The organism is Nostoc sp. UIC 10630, assembly GCF_010747425.1.
Taxonomy (GTDB): domain Bacteria; phylum Cyanobacteriota; class Cyanobacteriia; order Cyanobacteriales; family Nostocaceae; genus Nostoc.
The window spans coordinates 1-22890 of the sequence record NZ_JAAGOG010000050.1 but is presented as its reverse complement, the minus strand read 5'-3'; the positions used below and the strand labels follow the sequence as shown (position 1 = coordinate 22890).

General features: G+C 43.1%; 21 protein-coding genes. 9 read left to right on the top strand and 12 right to left on the bottom strand.

Annotated elements, in window-relative coordinates:
* The first annotated feature begins 2 nt into the window (after positions 1–2).
* The 4 genes from G1O98_RS14465 to G1O98_RS14450 all read left to right on the top strand — a co-directional run bounded on the left by G1O98_RS14465 (position 3) and on the right by G1O98_RS14450 (position 6668).
* Positions 3–1061, top strand: a complete 1059-nt coding sequence (locus tag G1O98_RS14465; protein ID WP_163929440.1) for a serine/threonine-protein kinase — start codon at positions 3–5, stop codon at positions 1059–1061.
* Positions 1062–1226: 165 nt separating this feature from the next.
* Positions 1227–1451 carry an AAA-like domain-containing protein gene (locus G1O98_RS14460; protein ID WP_345940553.1) on the top strand — a complete coding sequence of 75 codons (225 nt, stop codon included), beginning with the start codon at positions 1227–1229 and terminating at the stop codon, positions 1449–1451.
* Between the two features lie 41 nt (positions 1452–1492).
* A complete protein-coding gene (locus G1O98_RS14455; protein WP_163929439.1) occupies positions 1493–2113 on the top strand; it encodes a type I restriction endonuclease in 621 nt (206 codons plus the stop codon).
* A 385-nt stretch (positions 2114–2498) separates the two neighbouring features.
* Entirely contained in the window at positions 2499–6668 is a 4170-nt protein-coding gene (locus G1O98_RS14450) for a chemotaxis protein CheB (RefSeq protein ID WP_163929438.1), read from the top strand.
* A 258-nt stretch (positions 6669–6926) separates the two neighbouring features.
* Here the strand turns inward: G1O98_RS14450 and G1O98_RS14445 are convergent, their stop codons facing one another.
* Complete coding sequence (locus G1O98_RS14445; protein ID WP_163929437.1) at positions 6927–7634, bottom strand: Uma2 family endonuclease; 708 nt, start codon at positions 7632–7634, stop codon at positions 6927–6929.
* 63 nt (positions 7635–7697) lie between these two features.
* Positions 7698–8444, bottom strand: a complete 747-nt coding sequence (locus G1O98_RS14440; RefSeq protein ID WP_163929436.1) for a Uma2 family endonuclease — start codon at positions 8442–8444, stop codon at positions 7698–7700.
* Between the two features lie 182 nt (positions 8445–8626).
* Here G1O98_RS14440 and uvrA point away from each other — a divergent pair, with 182 nt between their 5' ends.
* Positions 8627–11515 (top strand): excinuclease ABC subunit UvrA, encoded by a 2889-nt coding sequence (uvrA, locus tag G1O98_RS14435; RefSeq protein ID WP_163929435.1) that lies wholly within the window; start codon positions 8627–8629, stop codon positions 11513–11515.
* A 112-nt stretch (positions 11516–11627) separates the two neighbouring features.
* Here the strand turns inward: uvrA and G1O98_RS14430 are convergent, their stop codons facing one another.
* The 4 genes from G1O98_RS14430 to G1O98_RS14415 form a co-directional block, all read right to left on the bottom strand.
* Positions 11628–12287 carry an HNH endonuclease signature motif containing protein gene (locus tag G1O98_RS14430; protein ID WP_175586675.1) on the bottom strand — a complete coding sequence of 220 codons (660 nt, stop codon included), beginning with the start codon at positions 12285–12287 and terminating at the stop codon, positions 11628–11630.
* A 70-nt stretch (positions 12288–12357) separates the two neighbouring features.
* The gene (locus tag G1O98_RS14425; RefSeq protein WP_163929434.1) at positions 12358–12789 is read right to left on the bottom strand and encodes a DUF2358 domain-containing protein; all 432 of its coding nucleotides are present in this window, start codon (positions 12787–12789) and stop codon (positions 12358–12360) included.
* Between the two features lie 12 nt (positions 12790–12801).
* Positions 12802–13947 (bottom strand): family 10 glycosylhydrolase, encoded by a 1146-nt coding sequence (locus tag G1O98_RS14420; protein ID WP_163929433.1) that lies wholly within the window; start codon positions 13945–13947, stop codon positions 12802–12804.
* Between the two features lie 170 nt (positions 13948–14117).
* The gene (locus tag G1O98_RS14415; protein ID WP_163929432.1) at positions 14118–14936 is read right to left on the bottom strand and encodes a DUF1206 domain-containing protein; all 819 of its coding nucleotides are present in this window, start codon (positions 14934–14936) and stop codon (positions 14118–14120) included.
* A 208-nt stretch (positions 14937–15144) separates the two neighbouring features.
* On the opposite strand from G1O98_RS14415, the gene G1O98_RS14410 reads away from it, so the two are divergent.
* Together G1O98_RS14410 and G1O98_RS14405 are read left to right on the top strand one after the other, a co-directional pair.
* Positions 15145–16014, top strand: a complete 870-nt coding sequence (locus tag G1O98_RS14410; RefSeq protein ID WP_163929431.1) for an alpha/beta hydrolase — start codon at positions 15145–15147, stop codon at positions 16012–16014.
* A 306-nt stretch (positions 16015–16320) separates the two neighbouring features.
* Complete coding sequence (locus G1O98_RS14405; protein ID WP_163929430.1) at positions 16321–16776, top strand: pentapeptide repeat-containing protein; 456 nt, start codon at positions 16321–16323, stop codon at positions 16774–16776.
* Positions 16777–17097: 321 nt separating this feature from the next.
* Here G1O98_RS14405 and G1O98_RS14400 read toward each other — a convergent pair whose 3' ends face one another.
* The 4 genes from G1O98_RS14400 to rplU all read right to left on the bottom strand — a co-directional run bounded on the left by G1O98_RS14400 (position 17098) and on the right by rplU (position 19116).
* Positions 17098–17814, bottom strand: a complete 717-nt coding sequence (locus tag G1O98_RS14400; RefSeq protein WP_163929429.1) for a molybdopterin-dependent oxidoreductase — start codon at positions 17812–17814, stop codon at positions 17098–17100.
* A 7-nt stretch (positions 17815–17821) separates the two neighbouring features.
* Complete coding sequence (locus G1O98_RS39450) at positions 17822–17992, bottom strand: hypothetical protein (RefSeq protein ID WP_243458442.1); 171 nt, start codon at positions 17990–17992, stop codon at positions 17822–17824.
* Between the two features lie 382 nt (positions 17993–18374).
* On the bottom strand, positions 18375–18671 hold the full coding sequence (rpmA, locus tag G1O98_RS14395) for a 50S ribosomal protein L27 (protein ID WP_114084255.1): 297 nt from the start codon (positions 18669–18671) through the stop codon (positions 18375–18377).
* Positions 18672–18708: 37 nt separating this feature from the next.
* The gene (gene rplU, locus G1O98_RS14390) at positions 18709–19116 is read right to left on the bottom strand and encodes a 50S ribosomal protein L21 (RefSeq protein ID WP_163929454.1); all 408 of its coding nucleotides are present in this window, start codon (positions 19114–19116) and stop codon (positions 18709–18711) included.
* 431 nt (positions 19117–19547) lie between these two features.
* Here rplU and G1O98_RS14385 point away from each other — a divergent pair, with 431 nt between their 5' ends.
* Together G1O98_RS14385 and G1O98_RS14380 are read left to right on the top strand one after the other, a co-directional pair.
* Positions 19548–19781, top strand: a complete 234-nt coding sequence (locus G1O98_RS14385) for a Nif11-like leader peptide family natural product precursor (protein ID WP_012412345.1) — start codon at positions 19548–19550, stop codon at positions 19779–19781.
* Positions 19782–20095: 314 nt separating this feature from the next.
* Positions 20096–21184, top strand: coding sequence for a nucleotidyltransferase domain-containing protein (locus tag G1O98_RS14380; RefSeq protein WP_163929428.1), 1089 nt, complete (start codon positions 20096–20098; stop codon positions 21182–21184).
* Between the two features lie 80 nt (positions 21185–21264).
* On the opposite strand, the gene G1O98_RS14375 is transcribed toward G1O98_RS14380, so the two are convergent.
* Positions 21265–21561, bottom strand: a complete 297-nt coding sequence (locus G1O98_RS14375; protein WP_163929427.1) for a hypothetical protein — start codon at positions 21559–21561, stop codon at positions 21265–21267.
* A 121-nt stretch (positions 21562–21682) separates the two neighbouring features.
* Positions 21683–22807: a magnesium chelatase ATPase subunit I gene (gene bchI, locus G1O98_RS14370; protein ID WP_163929426.1), complete on the bottom strand. Its 1125-nt coding sequence runs from the start codon at positions 22805–22807 to the stop codon at positions 21683–21685.
* Between the last annotated feature and the right edge of the window lie 83 nt (positions 22808–22890).

The following is a 22890-nucleotide window of genomic DNA, read 5'->3' as shown; positions in this document are numbered from 1 at the left end:
TAATGGAGCTTGATGTGCGTAATGGACATAAAGAGGTAATTCCCTCAAATCACCATCCAGATTTTTCTCAACAAGGCTATCAAGTTATCAGCGAACTAGGACGCAACCGAGAAGGGGGACGAATTACTTATTTAGCTAATGTCCTCAACTCTAAGCAACAGGTAGTGATTAAAGAGTTTTGTTTTGCTCGGGCCGATGCTGATTTGTCAGGTGTGAAAGCATATCAGCGCGAAATCGAAATTTTGCAGCAACTCAATCATTCTCGCATCCCTCGCTATATAGATTCTTTTGAAATACCAGGGGCTTTTTATCTGGTACAGGAACATAAAAATGCCCCGTCTTTAGGCTTAAAAAACAGCTTTCATCCAGAAGAAATTAAGCAAATTGCTCTGTCAATTTTAGAGCTTTTGGTTTATCTACAAAAGCAAGTTCCGCCAATTATTCATCGGGATATCAAACCAGAGAATATTTTGGTTGATGAGCAACTAAATGCTTATTTAGTTGATTTTGGATTAGCTAGGATACAGGGTGCAAAAATAGCTCTTAGCAGCTTTGTCGCAGGAACCCCAGGTTTTATGCCACCAGAAGAACAGTTTGGTCATTCCCTGACTGAGGCATCAGATTTATATAGTTTGGGAGCAACACTAATTTGCTTACTTACTAATACCCGTTCTGTTGATATTGGAAAATTAATTGATGATAACTACCGCTTTAATTTCCAGCAATTAGTTCCTCAAATCAGTCCGCGTTTTCGATGGTGGTTAATGACAATTGTAGAACCTAACCGAAACCGTCGCTATGCTAATGCGGCTATTGCTTTAAAAGCACTTGAGCCAATTGAGGTTGTTGGTACTGCCACTGGAATAGATAATTTAATCAGTACAATCCAACTTAGAAAACGAGCTACAGTTCTGGGATTAGCCACTGTTATTACACTAGCTGCGATGGGGGCAACCTTGATGAGTTGTCAGCCTGGTAGTGCGGTTAGGCAATTGCTGGAAGTAAGAGAATGTCAAAGCTTGAATTTCAAAGCAAGTTGTCAACAAAAAAGCGGAAATTAAGATTAATTAGGTTGCATCTGGCTAAGGATTACAGTCGTTTCCAATTGAATAGACTACATGAGTAGGGGCACAATATATTGTGCCCCTAAAATTATATGTATTCCACCCTTGTGAAAATTGCTGTCATTTTCACAAGTATTAAAGACTCGTCAACGGAGTTCAAAGGTGGATGAATCCAGTTCAAATACTCGTCAGATGATGGCAAATCGCGCTGTGGATGTAGGCACAACTGAAGCGTTTAAACTCCGCAGTATGGGGTTAGTTCAGTTTCAAGGCAATAAAGTAGTGCCACTGTGTAAATTGTATCGTCAATGTTTTTGCGTAGGCGTAGCCGGCCGCAGGCATTGCTTGGGAATTAAAAATCAAAAAAGTACATTAGGAGTGCAATAAAACTTTTATCTGCAATTACCATTTAACAAAAAGGATTAACAATGGTTCAATTTATTCAAGGAAGAGATATAACCTTAGCCCAACTCATTGATCAATTTGGGCTACAACGTGCAGACAACGAACACTTTTTTTCAGAGTGGCAGCAAGATTTACCTGAGTTGAGTGATTTAGAAAAGCAATCTCTCAACGAAGTCAAGGCAGAATATTTGCATTTATCACGCTACCAAATTTTAGAACCTGTAGTCAAAATGGTGGTGCTATCTCCACTATTGCGTCTAGCAGGTTTTTATCAACCGCCTTTTTACATTGCGTCGGAAGAAGAGGTAAGAATTTCTTCTGAAGACGAAGGCACAATTATTAGAGGACGTATTGATATCTTGGTGTTTCATCCTCCATTTTGGGTTCTCGTTATTGAGGCGAAACGAGCAGAATATTCTTTGGAGGTAGCAATTTCTCAAGCATTGGCTTATATGTTGGCTAATCCTGGTAATGATAAACCTACATTTGGTTTTGTAACCAATGGTCGAGAATTTCAATTTATTAAGTTAACGAAACAGGGTACACCAAAATATGAATTATCTTACACACTGTCGCTCAATCGTGGAGATGACCTAGATACTGTGGTAAAAGTGTTAAAACGTCTAGCTTATTTAGTTTCGTAGTAGCATGTCAAGTTTAAATTGATGGGTAAGCAAGTTCGTAGTAAGGACTTTAGTCCTTATCTTCCAAGCACTAAAGTGCTTACTACAAACCCTCAAAACTCGATTTCATAATTTTTAATTTTTAATTTTTAATTTTTAATTATTTATGACCCAATACGGTTCGGTTAAGCTCAAAAACAGGTAGACTGAGGGTTGTCACCTAAGTGTAATTACGCCGTATCATTGAAGTGACCTGGTGCTTTTCCTCCTGGAATCTGGCAACTGCGAAGTTTCTTGGTTGAACTGAGGCAGTCTGCTGTTGAGCCTGCTCAAACACTCACTCAACTCCTGCTTAGTTCTAGTGTTGTTCAAAGGAGCATTGAGTCCCCATACACCCATACAATTTATGTATGCTGAGTCACCCGTCCCCAACGATCCATCCAACTCACTCCCCATCAACCCAGACTCGGAGCCAAATCAGCCATCCCAAACCGATGCCCCTTTTCCAGTGGTGGGAATTGCCGCTTCTGCTGGCGGGCTAGAGGCATTTACGGAACTGATGCGCCATTTGCCAACGGATACGGGCATGGCGTTTGTGCTAATTCAGCATTTGTCTCCTGACCATGAAAGCCTGCTGCCGGAAATTTTAGGCAGAGTGACTACCATGCCTGTACGTCAGGTGCAAGACCAGATGCGAGTTGAGCCAAACGCGGTCTATGTGATTCCGCCCAATGCCCAAATGACCCTGGTCGATGGCATTCTGCGGCTCGCGCTCCGGCAGAAAAGTGACGGCAAATATTTACCCGCCGACATCTTTTTTGAGTCGTTAGCGACCGATCGCGGCAACAAAGCGATCGCCGTTGTGCTGTCGGGGATGGATGGAGACGGTGCTGAGGGGGTGAAAGCCGTCAAGATCGCTGGGGGTGTCACCTTTGCCGAATGTGATGCCACGGCGCAATTTAACAGTATGCCCAATACGGCGATTGCAACTGGTAAGGTGGATTTTGTGTTGCCGCCGCAAGGCATTGCTACAGAACTGAGCAATCTCAGTCGCAACCCCTTTCTGGGGCAATCAGAGCCGTTGCAGATCATCCAGGAGTTACCCCCGAAACTGGGTGATCCGCTGAACCGAATTTTTTCCCTCCTCCGCACGACAACTGGCGTTGACTTTACCCAATACAAACCGGCATCGCTGGAGCGCCGCATCCAGAGGCGGATGCTGCTGTATAAGCTGGACAATCTGGCAGCATACGCGCAATATTTGCAAACGCACGGGGACGAAATTCAAGCTCTGTACGAAGAAATTCTCATCCATGTGACCAGTTTCTTTCGCGATCCGCACGTCTTTGAAAAATTGAAGATCCAGATTTTCCCCATGATCAGCCAAAATAAAGCCAGCGATGTGCCGCTTCGGATTTGGGTGGCTGGCTGTTCAACCGGGGAAGAAGTCTACTCACTCGGCATCTGCTTGTTAGAGTTTTTCAGCGATCGCGCCACCGTCCCGCCGATTCAGATTTTTGCTACCGACATTAGCGAAACAGCCATTAGCAAAGCCCGATCGGGCTTCTACCTAGAAAGCGAGATGGCAGGCGTTTCGCCGGAGCGTAAAAGTCGGTTCTTTGTCACCCAGGCAGGGGGAGGGTATCAAATCAGCAGTACCGTTCGCGAATTTTGTGTGTTTGCCCATCATAACTTAGGCGACGACCCCCCGTTCTCGAATCTCGATCTGATTAGCTGTCGCAACCTGCTGATTTATTTATCCGATCGCCTGCAAGAGCGCATCATGGCGTTGTTTCATTACAGCCTCAACTTAACGGGCTACCTGGTGTTGGGTACGGCAGAAAGCATCAAAGCTGCCTCAAATTTGTTTGCGCCCGTTGATGAAGCCTGCAAAATCTATGCCCGACAATTGAGCTTATCTAATCCCTTATTTGCGTTTACAGCCACTTCTGGGTTCGTCCCCAGTCTCCATAATCCGCAGCGCATCCCAGAAAAGCGTTCCATTCCCTTTGATTTAGCCCGAGAAGTTGACCAACTGATCGCCAATCGCTATATGCCGCTATCGGTCATGGTCGATGAACACATGCAGATATTACAGATGCGCGGAGACCTCGATCTTTACCTGAAGTTGACCCCTAGCACCACGGAGCTAAACCTGCTGTCTATGGCACGCGAAGGGCTGGTAACACCCCTTCGCACCGCCCTGTATCAGGCTCAGACAGAGAACGTGCTGGTGCGGCAGGAAGACATTCAAATGGAACTGGGTGGATCGCGGCTGAATCTGGAGGTGCTGCTATTTCGCCCAGCCCTGATGAACGCCCTCTATTTTTTGGTGCTTTTTAATCCCATCTCTTCATCTGCCCCTGCCTCTAACACGTTCACCAGTTCCGCAACGGTAGAAAACTTGGAGCCAGCGGACTTAGCGCGTGAGCTTGTAACGCTTCGTCAGGCGCTGTCTGCCGCCACCCAACGCGAACTCTCGGCCCAAGCGCATCTGCAAGCGATGATGCAGGAGCAAAACCAACTCAACCAAAATTTGCGTATAGCGAATGAAGAGATCCTATCGAGCAATGAGGAACTGCAAAGCACGAATGAAGAACTGCAAACGGCGAAGGAAGAAATTCAAGCCACCAATGAAGAACTCTCGACGACCAATGAAGAACTGCGGAGTCGGAATCTGCAACAAAATCGAGACAATAGTGATCTCAACAACTTTATCGCCAGCATTAATATCCCGATTGTGATGCTGACGAATGACTTAAGGATTCGCCGCTTTACACCAACTGCCCAGCGACTGTTCAATTTCATCCCCACCGATATCGGACGACCCTTCACTGACCTGCATGGCAATTTTGACGTTTCCCAGCTAGAACCGATGATTTTGGAGGTATTGGAGACCCTCAATACGAAAGAACAGGAAATCCAAACAGAAGCCGGATACTGGTATAGCATCCGCATTCGCCCCTATCGCACCACTGAAAACCAAATTGACGGTGTGACACTGTTGCTACAGGATATTAATGCCCTCAAACGCTACACTGCCAGCCTAGAGAGCGCTCGCAACTATACAGAAGCCATCGTTGAGACGGTGCAAATCCCACTGGTTGTGCTGGACGCTGATTTACGGGTGAATACCGCGAATCGAGCGTTTTACGAGACATTTCAGGTTTCTGAAGCTGAAACCATCAACACGTTGCTGTTTGAATTAGGCAATGGGCAGTGGGATATTCCCGAACTGCGATCGATGTTGAACGGTATTCTGGCGGATGAGCTTGCGGTGCAGGATTTTGAAGTCAATCATGATTTCGAGCAGATTGGGCAAAAAAACATGCTGTTCAATGGGTGCAAACTGTACCGAGAAGACAACACAAACATGATTTTGCTAGTGAGCTTAGATGTTACCGAGCGCACGGCGCGCCAGAAGGCTGAAGCGGCCAATCGTGCCAAAGATGAATTTCTCTCAAATCTGTCCCATGAACTGCGAAATCCGCTCAACTCGCTGCTGGCATGGGTACAACTGCTCCGCAACCGCGACTGCGACAAGGCAACAGTCGATCACGCCTTAGAAGCCTTTGAGCAGAACGGTAAGCTACTCAATTACCTAATTGAAGATATTCTGGATGCCTCTCGGATTGCGAGTGGCAAGTTGCAATTGAATAGCCACCCGATCGACTTGAGCTTATTGGTTCAAGCTGCTCTCGATAGCGTTAACTTCTCGGCGGTGGCAAAAAATATTCAGTTAGTGTCATCGTTGAGTTCGATCTCCGTGCTGGGGGATGCCGAACGATTGCAGCAAGTGCTGGGGAACCTGCTCTCGAATGCGATCAAGTTTACGCCTGCGGGTGGACGAGTAGACATCACGCTGTCACAGGTTGACCAGCAGGCGCAAATTCAAGTCAGTGACACAGGAATTGGTATTCCAGCAGAGTTATTGCCACATATTTTTGAGCGGTTCTATCAGGCCGATTCCAGTACAACCAAAACCAATCAAGGGCTAGGATTAGGCTTGGCGATCGTGCGGCATCTCATCGAGCTGCATGGTGGCACTGTGCAGGCAGAAAGTCTGGGCGAAGGACAAGGTGCCACACTGACCATGCGGTTGCCTTTATACGTCCCGCCCCCAACCTCACCGCCGATTGTCGAACCGACGGTAGAAACATCTTTGGACGCTTCGCAAAATCTCCCCTCTCTAGAAGGCTTGCAGATCCTGGTGGTTGATGATCAGGTCGATGTGCTTTTACCCTTGCAGTTTATGCTAGAGACTTACGGGGCAGAGGTGGTGGCCGTAACGACTGCCAGAGCAGCGCTCTCTGCGCTCAACGAAAGCCCTAACCGCTATGATGTGCTGATTTCTGATCTCGGCTTGCCTGATGAAGATGGCTACTTCCTGATTCAACAGGTGCGATCGCTCAGTGCGGCAGCCGGAGGACAAATTCCGGCGATCGCGCTGACGGGCTATGCCAGTAAAGCAGAACAACAACGGGCGATCGAGGCGGGGTTTCAAATGCACATGGCTAAACCCTGTGATCTGGTTCAATTGGGTGCAATAGTTGCCGATTTGGCTAAACGAACTTAACGGCTTGCGGTTACACGAGGCTTTCCTTCACAAAAAAAAATTATATTTCGAGTTTTAATTCGGAGTTGTTGCAATACGGTTCAGTTAAGCCAAAAACCAGATAAACTGAGGTTCTGAACTCGGTGTTTCAAGTTCCGAACACCAATGTCCGAGCAAAAAGGTCGAAGTTCCGAGTTCCGAACACGAATGACCGAGCAAAAAGGTCGAAGTTTCGAGTTCCGAACACGAATGACCGAGTAAAAAGGTCGAAGTTCCGAGTTAAACTTCCGGTTCTACTCCCAGCGCTTTTAACTGAGCGGCTAATCTCTCTGCACGTTGGCGTTCTTTTGCTGCTAACTCCAAACCCCACAGTAATAGTTCGCCGTTGTCATCCCACCAACGTAACCAATAACCTGTGCGATTTTCTCGGCTTCCTTGCCATACGCCTAAAAACAAGTTCATTTCGGCAATCCAGTGACGATTATTTTCATCCGGTGTTTGCAGTTCATAATTTCCTAAATCATCTCGCCGATAAACTTCTAAGACTCCGCCATCTGGTTCAAAAATGGCATAGTTTGGCACTTGTAAAATCTGCTCATAATAAAACCATTTACCAGGGGGATAGGTCGGTTTACTCGAATACTCTCCACCTTCGGTATCTGAGAGAAATTCCATCACAATTACCGGAATATCACCTTGAAGTCGTGGCGTATAACTGCGCTTCACTTCTTCTCTTGAGACTCGAATAGATGATACATATCCCCAATCTGGTGCTTTGACCACAAATCGATTATTCAAAGTGGCGCAGATACCGTAGTTAGTGATGGTTAAAGCATCGGCGGGTAATCTGCCAGCAAGTTCTAAGCTTTCTGTTAAAGCAGCAGCCAAGAGTGGCTGATTAATGTTATCCACTGGCTCGTTCTCTAAAACAAAATCATCAGGTAACTTTTCCCAGGTGACATTATGAGTGGCTGCATTGGCTAGCATGATCAGAATATCTCAAGTACAAATTCAATTTCTAATAGCCCGATTAAAAAATTGTACACGGCGTTACTCCTGAGCAAGGGTTCGCACTTCTTCCACTGACAATCCCAAAGCTTGGGCAATCTGTTCGATGCTCAAATTCATTTGCAATAATCGGGGTATGGCATCTCTTCTAGCTTGTTCTGCAAGTTCAGCCCGTTGTCGTTCTTGCTCGGCTCGTTGCCTTTCTTGCTCGGCGTTGCGAGAAATTTCTGTATAAGTTAAAAATCGTTCTCCATCAGGGCGATATAACTGTAAGCCCTCTGTTGATAAAGCAAACCGAATTTTTAAACGGGGACTCACCCAATCTTCCATTTGGGGGATGACATCTAAACCGTCTTCGCTACGCAACCATCCACACAAATTATTTTTTTCAGGATCGTAAATGTAGTACTCTTCTACGCCATAGCGATCGTAGAAAAGTAATTTCTTGTCCATTTCAGTTTGGGTGTTGCTGGGAGAAAGAACTTCAAACACCACTTGCGGTGCAACTCCCTCCTCTTTCCATTGTTGGTAGCACAGGCGATCGCCTTTTGGTCTACCCAATACCACCATCACATCCGGGGCGTTAACAATTTTGTTGCGTCCCTCTACTGGATACCAAAACAAATCCCCGGCGACAAATACATTTGGATCGTCAGCAAATAGCCAATCTAGATTCTGCTTAATTTCTACAATCCAGCCAAACTGTATGGTATTATTTGCCACTGGTTGTCCGTCACTATCTGGGTAGATGACCTCTGGCTGGGTCGGCGGTTGGATTTGCGATACCATAGCTTCGCCCTCAGAAGGATATTTAATCGGGATGCTTCCAAATTAGCAGACTCTTAAGGATGTCTGCGCCATGAATCTGGAAGGATAACTAACTAAAACAGTACGATTGTTCTACTATAAACTAATTAAAGATAGTATTATTAAGGACTGTTTCATAAGAAACTCCTTCTTCGCCGCCCAATATGTCAGACAAACAGCTAGCAGCATCCTTGAATGGACATCTTCCGTACCCCAGCCACAACAGCCAGAATACCATTCGGATTCGGGGTGCTAGGCAGCATAATCTGAAAAATATTGACTTGGAATTGCCACGCGATCGCCTAATCGTTTTCACTGGCGTTTCTGGTTCTGGTAAGTCTTCCCTAGCCTTTGATACCATTTTCGCTGAAGGGCAACGTCGCTATGTGGAATCCCTCAGCGCCTACGCACGGCAATTTTTAGGACAACTGGATAAGCCGGATGTCGAAGCCATTGAAGGCTTAAGTCCAGCAATTTCTATTGACCAAAAGTCAACGTCTCATAACCCGCGTTCCACTGTGGGTACGGTGACAGAGATTTACGACTATTTGCGGCTGTTGTTTGGTCGGGCTGGCGAACCCCATTGTCCGATATGCGATCGCTGTATTGCACCCCAGACAATCGATGAGATGTGCGATCGCATCATGGAATTACCAGATCGCACCCGCTTCCAAATTCTTGCACCCGTTGTCCGGGGGAAGAAAGGCACACATCGTAAGCTTTTGTCAAGTCTTGCTTCTCAAGGTTTTGTCCGCGTGCGGATCAATGGCGAGATCCGGGAACTGTCAGATTCCATTGAATTGGATAAAAACTTTACCCATACCATCGAAGTGGTAATTGACCGCTTGGTGAAAAAAGCTGATATTCAAGAGCGTTTAGTTGATTCCCTCTCTACGTGTCTCAAGCAATCGGGTGGGATTGCAGCCATTCTGGTAAGTCTACTTGGTGATGATGGACAAGAAAAGGAAGAAGAATTAGTATTTTCGGAAAACTTTGCTTGTCCAGAACATGGCGCGGTAATGGAGGAACTATCGCCGCGATTGTTCTCCTTTAACTCACCTTATGGTGCTTGTCCGCACTGTCATGGAATTGGGACTTTAAGGAGATTTGCGCCAGACTTGATAGTACCCGACTGGGAAGCGCCAGTTTACGCTGCGATCGCGCCTTGGTCAGAAAAAGATAATTCTTATTACTTGGAATTACTCTATAGCGTCGGACAGATTTATGGGTTTGAGTTACAGACAAATTGGGGCAAGCTGACAGAAGAACAGCAGCAAATTCTTCTCTATGGCGAGAAAGATGAACGAGCCGCAGAAGCGCAAAGGAAGCAGAGTTTTAAAGGTGCTATTCCAATTTTGCAACGGCAGTATGAGGGTGGTTCTGAATTAGTTAAGCAAAAATTAGAGCAGTATTTAATCGATCAACCGTGCGAAGTTTGTAAAGGAAAACGGTTAAAACCGGAAGCCTTGGCGGTGAAGTTGGGACAATATGGAATTTTAGAATTGACTACCGTATCAATTCGAGATTGTCGAGAAAGAATTGAGCAATTTAAGTTGAGCGATCGCCAGTTACAAATTGCTGATTTAGTCCTGCGAGAAATCAAAGCCAGATTGCAATTTTTGTTAGATGTAGGTTTAGATTATCTCACCCTTGACCGTCCCGCCATGACTCTTTCCGGTGGCGAAGCCCAACGAATTCGTCTAGCAACGCAAATTGGTTCTGGATTAACAGGAGTTCTCTACGTTTTAGATGAACCGAGTATTGGTTTGCATCAACGAGATAATGGCAGATTGCTCAAAACCTTAACGAAATTGCGCGATTTGGGCAATACATTAATTGTCGTTGAACACGATGAAGAAACAATTCGTGCAGCTAACCATATAGTTGATATCGGTCCTGGTGCAGGAATTCACGGCGGAAATATTATCGCTCAAGGTGATTTTGAGACGTTATTAGCAGCAGAAGATTCTTTGACGGGTGCATATTTATCAGGAAGGCGAGTAATTACCACACCAGCAGAACGCCGAGAAGGAAATGGGCGCAGTTTGGGAATTAAAAATGCCCATCGCAACAATTTACAAAATATAGATGTAGACATTCCATTAGGTAAACTCGTCTCCATCACTGGTGTGTCTGGTTCTGGCAAATCTACGCTGATTAACGAATTACTCTACCCATCTCTGCAACACCATTTAACTAAGAAAGTTCCCTTACCCAGACATTTGGATAAAATCCAGGGATTAAACGCGATTGACAAAGCGATCGTTATCGATCAATCCCCAATTGGACGCACACCACGTTCCAACCCTGCAACTTACACAGGAATTTTCGATGCGATTCGAGATGTATTTTCCCAAACAGTAGAAGCCAAAGCTAGGGGTTACAAACCTGGACAATTTTCTTTCAACGTTAAAGGTGGACGTTGCGAAGCTTGTAGCGGACAGGGTGTGAATGTGATTGAAATGAACTTTCTCCCGGATGTTTACGTGCAATGCGAAATTTGTAAGGGTGCAAGATACAACCGCGAAACTTTGCAAGTGAAGTACAAAGATAAGTCAATTTCTGATGTTCTGAGAATGACAGTTGAGGAAAGTTTGGACTTTTTCCAGAATATACCCAAAGCGATCGCGCGTTTGCAAACTTTATTTGATGTCGGGTTGGGTTATGTCCAACTAGGACAACCTGCGACTACTTTATCTGGTGGTGAAGCGCAACGGGTAAAATTGGCAACAGAACTATCTCGACGCGCCACAGGTAAGACACTTTATTTAATTGATGAACCGACAACAGGGTTATCTTTCTACGATGTTCACAAATTATTAGATGTGTTGCAAAGATTGGTAGATAAAGGTAATTCAATATTAGTAATTGAACACAACTTAGATGTAATTCGTTGTTCTGATTGGGTGATAGATTTGGGGCCAGAAGGTGGCGACAAAGGCGGAGAATTGATTGCTGTAGGGACACCAGAGGAAGTTGCAAAAAATCCCAGGTCTTATACTGGGCAATATTTAAAGCAGGTGTTGAAACAGTATCCGGCGATGAAGAAGTAGCACGGTGCTTTAGTGAAAGATAAAGCATCTGACAAAGCTTGTTGAGAATGCCAAGTTTAGGCTTTACCGTAAAGCACCATCAATCTAGACTTTATGTCTGGTTTAAAAATATTTAATTTTTGACTGTTGTATTGCAGTATGGATGAGTTAACTGTGCATTATCTAAAGAACCTAAGCCACCATCTGCTTTTCTTGTTTTGTGGTCAATAGATATAGAATGATTGTGGAGATAGCCACCACAAATTTTACATCGTTGAACTTTAGGTAAAGCATCTCTGATGAAAGCTGCCGCTTTTGTCTCCCGTGAAAAATTTTTACCTTGGATTTCACTGGTATTAGCTCTAGTTTTCATCTTTAATGATCCAAAATATTTTTCGGCTACTATCTCTTTTATGATGTTTTTCTTATCTATTTCTTGTGATAATTTTTCAATGCTTTTTAGATAAAAATCTTTAACTTTGTCTCTTGCCTTGACTGCACTGCTCTTACTTACTATCTGCGGCACCATGTCGTCGTGCCAAATTACCCATTCAAAATCTTTTCTAACATCTATAAATTTAGGAAATGATTTAGTTTTTTCTAAGTTCAAGATTAAGGTAATCACACCATAAAATGAACCAACTTTATATCTACCATCATGAGTATAAAAATATACGAGCGGATGTAGACCAAGAGATGAAGGATGATTACTGTTTATCCTTTGGGCTACTTTTCTACAATTTCTTAAGAAATCTACAGTTTTTTCTCCTGTAGGATCGTCTTCGATTTCCAATTCGTTAACTACTTCTATACCGGCAGATATTTTGGGAAAATGTCAATCGAGGTTTTTTTGGTAAAAACAGCTAATTAGCCATATCTCCCCTTTGCCAAAACTGCTTTAAAATTTCCCCTGGTTTGCGATCCCAAGTGTCAATATGCTCGTCTATCAAATTATCTTGGTTGAGTTTATAAGTTGAATAGCCATTAAAAAGCAACCCTGCTTTCCAAGAAACGCGCAACACTCCCCGCACCGTCCACTTTGCTAAAATCGTATCTTCGGCTGACTGAGATACTTCATGTACATCAAAGTAAATTTGGGTAAAAAATAGCCGAGCATGAAATCGCAAAGTCCAAAATATAATCCGATAGTTAAATTTGTATTTGAATGTATTTACTGGGTCTTTAAAGTAGATATCGTCTGTATAAATGTCATAAGAAATATCTTTTTCAAAAAGTGTTGGTAAATCCTCTTTTAAAGTTTTAATTACCTGTTCCACCGATAATTGAGATTTCACACGCATTTTTCCTTAAAAAATCTTTTTTAACAAGCGTTGCCAAATAGAAGATGTCCTCTTGTTGATCGCACCACCCACACTCAAATCTGACAGAGTGGGAAATGATGCAGATTTAGCATAAGGGCCATTTCGTAAAACTTTAGCTAGGGTATTGTTATTTTCGCGCAAACCTTCGTAAAAAAATAATACTTCTCCTTGAATCCCAAGTTGACGATTGTATTCAATTGCCTGCACCAGATATTCTGGACTAATACAATAACTGTCAAGCTTCATCAGTATTCCCGGTGCTAACTTGGGCAACGTCGCATCTGTGAACTGCTGGTTTACTAGTTTATCAGCGATCGCAGCGTAACTCCCAAAGTCACGGCGGTAAATCTGCGGCTGAATCATATCAACTATTCCCCGTTTTAGCCATGCGGGTGAGTCTTGCAGATATTCCTGGAATGCCCAATCATGGATATTAGGTGCGATCGCTACTAATAAATTAGGATTCACCGCTTTCACCTCCCCGTAGAGACGCGCCAAAAACTCAGTCAGAATATCTGCACGCCACTGTAACCATTGCCTATCCTTGGGATTCTCTGGTGGATTGCGATCGAATTCCTGGCGATAGCGGCTGACAGTTCCCTCATCATAGCCACCTTCACAGGGGAATGCTGGCAAGCGATCGTCTCCTTGAACACCATCCACATCATAATTCTTTACAACTTCCAGCACCAAGTTCAAGAAGAATTCCTGCACCTGTGAGTCGAGGGCATTCAACCACTCAAAGCCATTTTTATTTAGTAAGTTGCCGTTAAAATCACGCGCAGCCCATTCCGGTTTTTTCTGTAAAAGTACACCACCATTCAAATTGTAGGAACTGGCAAAACCGTATTCAAACCAAGGAATGACTTTCAATCCAACTCGCCGCGCCTCAACTACCACCTCTTCTAAAGGGTCACGGCCTACAGACAGATGGTCAATTTCGACTCCAAATGTCTCCTGCATTGTTTGACTGGGATACAAAGTTACCGCCTTATTCCAAACAACGGGAAACACCACATTAAATCCCGTCTCTGCTAGAAAATCCATCGCCTCAGCAATGCGTTGCTTTGACCTGAGAACTTTACTATCAGTGGTGGTCAGCCAAATACCACGGGTTTCTATTATTGCCATTTCTTTGAAGAAGAATTCAGGAGTCAGAAGCAATTAGTGGACCAAACTTTCTTGTTTTGTGGGGGTTTTAAACCCGATTATTCGTCCGCCAATCATACACAATACCCATACTGAATTCTGACTCCTGACTCCTGAATTCTGTTTGATTGAAATTCTCAGCACCGCACCATCTAAACATTGACTAGCCGACGATACCGAGCCTGTATTATTGTGTAAATTCCATAGGCAACCAAACCTAACGCCACAATACCCAAAAGCCATACCCCGTTAGGCTGTTGCGCTAGCGTCTGTAATACTTCATCCAAACCTTCGGCGGTAGCGGCGTTAGATTGCCTTGCTGCTTCAATTAAAAACCAACCGATAATACAAAATACTATACCCCGTGCCGCCAAACCAAATCTGGAAATCCTCATTACCCATTGAGCTTCTTTGTTGCTTAACTGAGTTAAATTGAGTTCTTTACGAAATTTCCCACTAAAAGCTTGATAAAACTGATAGAAACCTAGAGCAATTACAAACACCCCCGCAGTTCCAACTAACCATTGACCAAAAGGTTGAGAAAGCAAACGTGCTGTCCAATCTTCAGTAGAATCACTACTATTTTTACCGCCGCCTGTACCCATAACAATTTTCACAGCACTTAAGGCTAAACTTGCATAAATCAAGCCATTAACTGCGTAACCAATTCGTACTGCCAAACCTTTGGCATCATTACCTTTATTTTCTGGGTCTTTAATTGCCTGTACAAAACGCCAGATTACGTATCCAATCAAGCCAATTGCAACTAAAGCCAGCAAAAATTTACCAAATGGCTGGTTAACGATTGTTTGGAGAGCGCCTTGGGTATCAGTTGTTTTACCACCGTTGCCAAAAGCCGCCTGTGCTGCCAGTAGTCCAACTATACCGTAAACTACTCCCTTGGAAACATAGCCAAATCGTCCCAGTCGCTCAACCCACAATGAAGCATGGTTTGTCAACTGTTGTGTCATAGTATTTGGGAAGAATTATTATATCTATCCTTTACCAAAATTTACCCACAATTCACATCTACCCCAGGGCAAATTATCTAATGTTTTTGCAAAAAATCACTATCGTAATACTGTCTTTTAATAGATGTAAGACTCCTCAAAATACTATTACAGTTATTAAGTGCAGTATTATTATTTAGTACTTTTTAATCCTGAATTTTGATTAATTATGTCTCTAATAGAAAGTTCTTGGAAACACGAATATATAACTACCAATGGAGTAAAACTACACTATGTTACCCAAGGTGAAGGGCCATTAATGTTGATGTTGCACGGGTTTCCAGAGTTTTGGTACTCTTGGCGGCATCAAATACCAGAATTTGCCCAAAATTTCAAAGTAGTCGCCCTTGACTTGCGTGGTTACAACGATAGTGATAAACCAAATGAGCAATCAGCTTATGTCATGGATGAGTTTATCAAAGATGTTGAGGGAGTAATCAAAGGATTAGGATACCAAAAGTGTGTTTTAGTTGGACATGATTGGGGAGGTGCGATCGCTTGGAATTTTGCATACACTCACCCCGAAATGTTAGAACAATTAATTATTCTTAACCTGCCTCATCCTGCCAAATTTGCCCAAGGGTTACGCACTCCCCAACAGTTGCTACGTAGCAACTACATATTCCTCTTTCAACTACCGTGGATACCAGAATTACTTTTACAATCTTCCGACTACCAAGCTATTGAAACAGCTTTTAAAGGTACAGCAGTTAACAAGAGTGCTTTCACCAAAGCGGATATTGAGGCATATAAAAATGCTGCTGCAAAACGCGGTGCCCTGACAGCAATGTTGAACTATTACCGCAATATTTTTCAGCAGAGAATGCTAAATCCAAGTTGGGGCGTTTTGGAAGTGCCAACACTGATGATTTGGGGAGAAAATGACACTGCACTCGGCAAGGAACTAACCTATGACACCGCAGCTTATGTCCAAAACTTTCAAATTAAGTATATTCCTAATTGTGGCCATTGGGTGCAGCAAGAACAGCCTGAATTGGTCAATCAGTATATGCGAGAATTTCTAATAGACTTAACCTAATTTGCAAATTTACGATCAAATCAATTGATAAAGTATAAATACCTATAAAACTGCCAAATTATGCCAAGCAGTGCAAGCCTTTAAAATATTTAACAGAGATTTAATACTGGCAGCTTTTTAGGGTTTATCGGGTAAAAATCGACCAGAAAACAGGATATATAGAATTTTTTATCTCGCTATTATAGCAAGTTCATATCTTAATCAACTTATTAACGCATAGTATACATTGACCTCACAAAGTTTAGTGAGATAATAGAGTTGTGAGGGACAGAACGGACGCAACTTGATTATTAAGGGGGAAAATATATGAAACTCCAGCTATTAGCGGCCATGGCCTTAGCAACTCCCCTATTTTTCGCTAGCTCGGTTAGAGCCGAAAATCCGCAGGATTTACAAAAGCTGCTTTCAACTGGGGAATGTATCCAGTGTAATTTGTCGGGAGCTAACCTCAGTGGCGCTCATTTAATTGGTGCTGACTTGAGAGGCTCGAAGCTCGAAGGAGCAAACCTTGTAGGAGCTAACCTCGAAGGTGCTGACTTAACAGGTGCTAATTTGGCAGGTGCTAACCTAACATCAGCTTATGTAAGCAATGTTAATTTGAAGCAAACCAATCTTAACGGAGTAAATTTTACCCGCGCTACGATTCACGATTCTAATGTGTATAAAGCATCAATGAACGATCTAAATCTAACTGATGCCGAAATATTTAACACTGGAATCGGGATTGGTGGAGAAGATGCCGAAATTCCCGATTGGAAATAGGCTGAACTGATTAGGCAGGTGAAAATAAACACAACATCAGAGAAACTGGTTTTTGGCCAGCATTATCTTTAAAATCTGCCTATACAAAAATAAAAAATGAAACCCCTCTTGCTTGTAATCACTTTACTATGACGCAAGCAGAGGGGGTTTCTTATTGGGATTGAGCCGATTTGTCTTGGTGCTATTTTGAAAGCACATAATCAATGATGCTAGTTCCTACGGGAAAAACTCACTATCAAATTCGGAAAGTGGGTATGAAAGCGGTTATCGCACCGTGGCAATCTCAAATTCCCACTTCTTTACTCGGTACTGTTTTGCTGACTATAGTCCTGCAAACCACTCATAGCCCTGATCTTCCCAATAGCCTTTAAGAGGCAACAAATTGCTGACGAATGTAATTTGAGTCACCCACTTGCTTTGCTTATAGCCCAGTTTAATTGGAGATGCTAGGCGCATAGGCGCACCATTATCAACTGATAATGGTTGTCCATTCTTTTGATAAGCCATCAGGGTTTGGGGATGTATAGCAGAGGCAAGATCCCAGCTTTCATAGTAGCCATCAGCAGATTTAAAATAGACATAACGGACATTTGACTTCGGCTGTACCAGCGCTACTAAGTCTCGCAATCGCACGCCTCCCCATTGAACGATCGCAGCCCAGCCTTCAACACAGACATGACGAATTACCATTGAAGTTAAGGGAAGTTTTTCAATATCCCCCATACTCAATTGCATCGGGTTACTAACCTCGCCATCAATCTTCAGGCGAAACTGCGCCGGATCAATTTGCGGTGTGAAGTCAAAGGAATTGATTAGCAATTTGTCTGCTTCTATGGCACTAACAGGAAATTCTGGAACTGGTTTCTGACTTAAAAGGAGTGCTTCTAGACGTTGGTTTAGTGGCTCAGATATTTGCCGCAGATTATCTGAGAACAAATTTGTCCCACAGCCACCTAAAAGAAAGCCTACCCCTGAAAGTCCAGATAGTTGCAGTAATTGGCGACGGGATAAGGTGCGTTTGGGAAGAATCAGACTCATATTACCTCTACAGGAACATAGACTTAACTAGACGGATGCTTCCTACCTTCAGGGCAAGTAAGGAATGAGCAATTGTAAACAGTATGACTGTGGGAACAGTTATAAAGTGAACAGTGCTTAGAGTTTGCCAACTACCAAACAGCCCCGAAATCCAATGCAGTTGGGCAGGTTTGTACATCGCCAGACCACTCAAGATTGCCAACAGTAGCACTGGAATGATAGCAGTATAAACTAGATAAGAGTTTGAGAGAGTTATTGCGTAAGTCCTACCTAAGAGTTTCAGAACAAACCTATCTCTGGCTGGCTATCCTGAACTTTGGAACATACAAAGATAATTGATGCTTAAGCCTTGATATGCGATGCCTACAGCAGCAAGCTACGCAACCCAATTTTCTAGAGTAATATTTTGTTATTGAAGAATATCTGCGCTTTGATGATCCTGATACTAATCTATGGACAACAGAGGAAAAAAGCGACTTTTAAAATATTTATTGCAAATCTGACTATCATACCAGCGCTAACTAGCGATTAGGGTGGGTAATACTGCCCACCCTAAGACTTTAACTTGCTACTGCTTCAGCAGGGGCTGTCTCAACAGCAGTTATAGGTAAATAAACACTGACTTTTTTACGGGTTTTGCCCTTTCTCTCAAACATTACAACACCGTCGATTAAGGCGAACAGAGTGTCATCGCTACCAATACCGACGTTGTTACCAGGATGAAATTTGGTACCGCGCTGACGCACGAGAATGTTTCCTGCACGCACAACTTGACCGCCATAACGCTTGACACCCAGACGTTGGGCGTTAGAATCACGACCGTTGCGTGTACTACCCGTTCCTTTCTTATGAGCCATGATTTCCTCTTAATGTATCTGTATCTACTTCTTTTTATTATTCAGCAGCGGTTTCAACTTCTTCAGCAGAAGTCTCATCTAAAATGGGGGTTTCCTTCTCCGCTTCTCCTTGGGCAACAAATACTTCACCGTTAAGGGTGATGGAGTCAATCATAAGTCTGGTAATTTCCTGACGATGCCCCCGTTTTTTGCGGGTTTTCTTTTTCGGCTTCATCTTGTATACCAAGACTTTACGACCTCTGTAATGTCGCATTACAGTCCCTTCTACAGTTGCACCTGTCACTAGTGGCTGTCCAATGCTGACTGCGCCATCGTGCTGCACGAGTAATACAGAGTCTATTGTAACTTTTTCATCTGGTTCGGTAGGAAGCAGTTCAATGTCATAAAACCGCCCTGGCTCTACTCGTATTTGTTTGCCGCCAGTTTCAATAATCGCGTAGGTCATGGAATTGTCCTTGAGGTTGCCGTACAGGTAGCTGGTTTTTATCTCCTGTAGAGAGGTTTTTGCCAGCTTTTGTAATATGTCTACCTGATCCGAGCAGGAATTAGACAGACAATCTAACATACTATTTTATCTACAGGTGCTAAGTCAAGCTTTCATTTGCCAAAATTCGTGATGGCGATCGCTTACTCAAAAATCAGAATTGGTGCTTTTTATTTAAAAACTGCTTCTATCTGAGGAATGATTTTTATAAACTAGTGGAAATATTTTAGACCCAAACATATAGTTTCTTGTCAAAATCCACACATTTATCTTATTTGTTTTAAAATCAAAATTACACGCTTAATCTAATAGTTCTTTACAGAATTTAGTGAACCAAAAAAATCAAATTACTACATTCAAACCTGATATTTAAAACAGGAGATGGATTTGTCATGACACAGCAAAACGCTACCCGACTTTTTCAAGCCGTAAAAAAAGATCAAGCATTGCAGCAAAAGCTTAAAGCAACAGCTGATCCAGAAGCTTTCATCAAGATTGCTAAAGAGCGTGGTTATGACTTCACAACTGATGAACTGGAAAATGAAATCAACAAGTTATCAGAAGAAGATTTAGCCGCCATTGTCAATCCAGGATGGGGAACTAGACGGCACATTCTCCCTAGATAATTCCTATTCTAGAAAACTGAAAGTATAGGAAAAACTGAATTGACAAGTTTTGTTCCTAAAGGGGATACAGTTGCATCATCTCCTTTAGGGGCATTTCTGTTAAACTAAGCAACTCTGCTTCCCATCTCCCCACCTGCCCAATACTGCTCGGGTTTTGCATTTTTAACTCGGAATTGGGTTTTGGGAAAAGGTTAAAGGGTAAAGGTTAAAGGTTTTTTCTTTCCGCTTTCCCCTTCCCCTTTTCCCCTTAACCGACAAGTATTGCCCACCTGCCTAACTCGTGAGTTAGGATGGCTATATTTTAATCAGGTGATATGGAAAGAATAGAAGTTGAGCAAAGAACTATTTTAATTGGTTTGGCAGGTAGCCACGGCTATGGTTTAAATCGTCCTGATTCAGACTTTGATTATCGGGGAGTATTTATAGCGCCCAAAAGGTACTACTTGGGATTTGATCGTATAGAACAAAAAGATACTGGTTGGGATGAACCAGGAATATTTTCATTCCTGGATGGCAACAAAGACACAGTTATATATGAATTAAGAAAAATCCTCCTGTTATTAGCGGGCGCGAATCCCAATGTTTTAGAATTGCTCTGGTTAAATAACTATCCTTTTGTAAACGCAGTTGGACAGCATTTAATTAATCATAAGCAGCTATTTTTGAGCAAGAAGGTAAAACATACTTACACTGGTTATGCCTTTGCTCAAATCAAAAAGATGGAAACTCATCGTAAATGGTTGTTAAAGCCACCACAAAAAAAGCCAATACCATCTGACTTCGCCATAGAAAACGAAGCCCCCCTCAGCAAAGATGAGCTAAATGCTTTTCTGGAGTATCTTTATAATTTAATCAGAGGACGGATTGAGTTTTTGGAAGAAGCGGAACAGTTATACAAATTGCTGACGGCAGATATTGATTTTAAAGGAGTGTTAAAACAATATACTTTACCCGATGAAACTTTAGAATATACTCAAAATTTAACCAATAGCCGTAAAGATTTTATCCGCCTGCTTCAAAAAAGCCAAAATTATCAAATAGCTTTAAGAGAATGGAAAGCTTACTTATCTTGGCAAGAAAATAGAAATCCGGCTAGAGCAGAAATGGAAAGAAAGTCAGGTTTTGACCTCAAACATGGTATGCACTGCATTAGATTATTACGCAGTGGAGTAGAAATATTGCGTCAAGGTGAAGTGATTGTAGATAGAAGAATAGCTGGTGATGTTGAAGATTTAAGAGCTATTTTGAAGGGTGAGTATTCTTATGAGCAAGTGATGAAAATAGCAGAAGATTTAGTCGCTGAAATGGAGGTTGTTTACGAACAATCTACCCTCCCTCACAAACCTGATTTAGAGGAAATTAATAAGTTGTGTATGGAATTGGTAGAAATGCAGAATTGGTGATTGGGCGCATTGGGGATTGGGTATGGGGCATGAGGCATTGTTAATTAGTTTCTTCCCCATTCCCTATTCCCTATTCACCATTAAATACTGTACATTAAATCAGCAAACCCATAGAGGCTGATGATCAGCAATAACGATGCTGTTAGTTGGGTAATTCGCGCCTGGGGTGAGGGCGCGATCGCTTCCCGTACTAAAATAGAAATAGATGCCCCAACTACTAGGCTCAAGCCTAAGATTAAATAGGGTATGTCCGGTAAAATTGTGGCTATTGCCAGCATAGCGATCGCTAATAAAAGCATCAATAATTCTACAAACCTGGGTGGGTTGTATTGGCTAGATAAAACAAAGCTGTTGAACCAAAAAGACCAAAATCTCATAGTCAGTGTTGAATATTGTTAGCGGTAGCGGGGACTTTAGCCCGTGCTGAGTTAAGAGTTGTTAGTTATGAAGCAGCTTTCCATTCAAAACTTTTAACTCCTAACTCCTCACTTCTAATTTTTAACTTCTAGCCCCTAACTTTTGACCTGTGCCGTTTTTTTGTGCAGCATCACTTTCTGGTAATTCTACGCCAAAGACGCGGCTAAAAACTTTGGCGACTTTGTAGCCAGAATCAATCGATTCTAAGGGGTCTTTCCGCAGTCTGTGACGCAAACATAGGGTAATCACACGGCAGATATCATCAACTGTAACTTCAGTGCGTCCTTCATAAGCTGTTAAGGCTTTCGCGGCGCGGTTACTAACAATGTCACCCCGCAAACCATCTACATCCAATTCAGAACAGACTTCAGAAATTTTTACCCGCAGTTCATAGTCAAGTTTCACTTCTGGCAAAAGCTGTTGAGCATTGACAATTTGCTCTTGCAATGCTTCTTGCTGGGGTTTGTAGCTTTCGAGAAATACTAGAGGATTTTGGTCAAAATCTGCCCGTTGTTCTACGATTTGCACCCGCAAGGCTGGTTCTTTTACGGTGTGAATTTCTGCGTGCATCCCAAAGCGATCGAGCAGTTGCGGGCGTAGTTCGCCTTCTTCAGGGTTTCCAGAACCCACAAGAACAAAACGCGCTGGGTGACGGATAGAAATACCTTCGCGTTCTACAGTGTTCCATCCACTCGCCGCCGAGTCGAGCAGCACGTCTACGAGGTGGTCATCTAGTAAGTTGACTTCATCTACATAGAGAATACCCCGATTAGCCTTTGCCAGTAGTCCTGGTTCAAAGGCTTTGACACCTTCAGATAAAGCTTTCTCAATGTCGATTGTGCCACAAACTCGGTCTTCTGTAGCTCCTAGCGGCAGGTCTACCATTTGGACTTTTTTATGAGCTACAGGAATTTCCGCCCCTTGTTCTAAGAGTTGGCGAACTTCATCGCTCATCAAGTCGGGGTCGCTAGGATCGCTACTGAAGGGGTCATTGGCAACCACAGAAATTTCTGGCAGCAGATCCGCCAGCGCCCGGATAGTTGTGGATTTACCGGTACCGCGATCGCCCATGATCATTACACCACCAATTTTGGGGTCAATCACGTTCAATAGGAGCGCCAGTTTCATTTCTTCCTGGCCCACAATTGCCGTAAAAGGAAATACCACGCGACGCGCACTTGCCGTGGATTGAGCAGTTGGACTCACTAAATTACCTTAACAATATTTTTCTTATTACAGTTCTCTATTGTGACACAGGTGGGGTGTGGGGAAGTGTGAAGAGCAGGGGG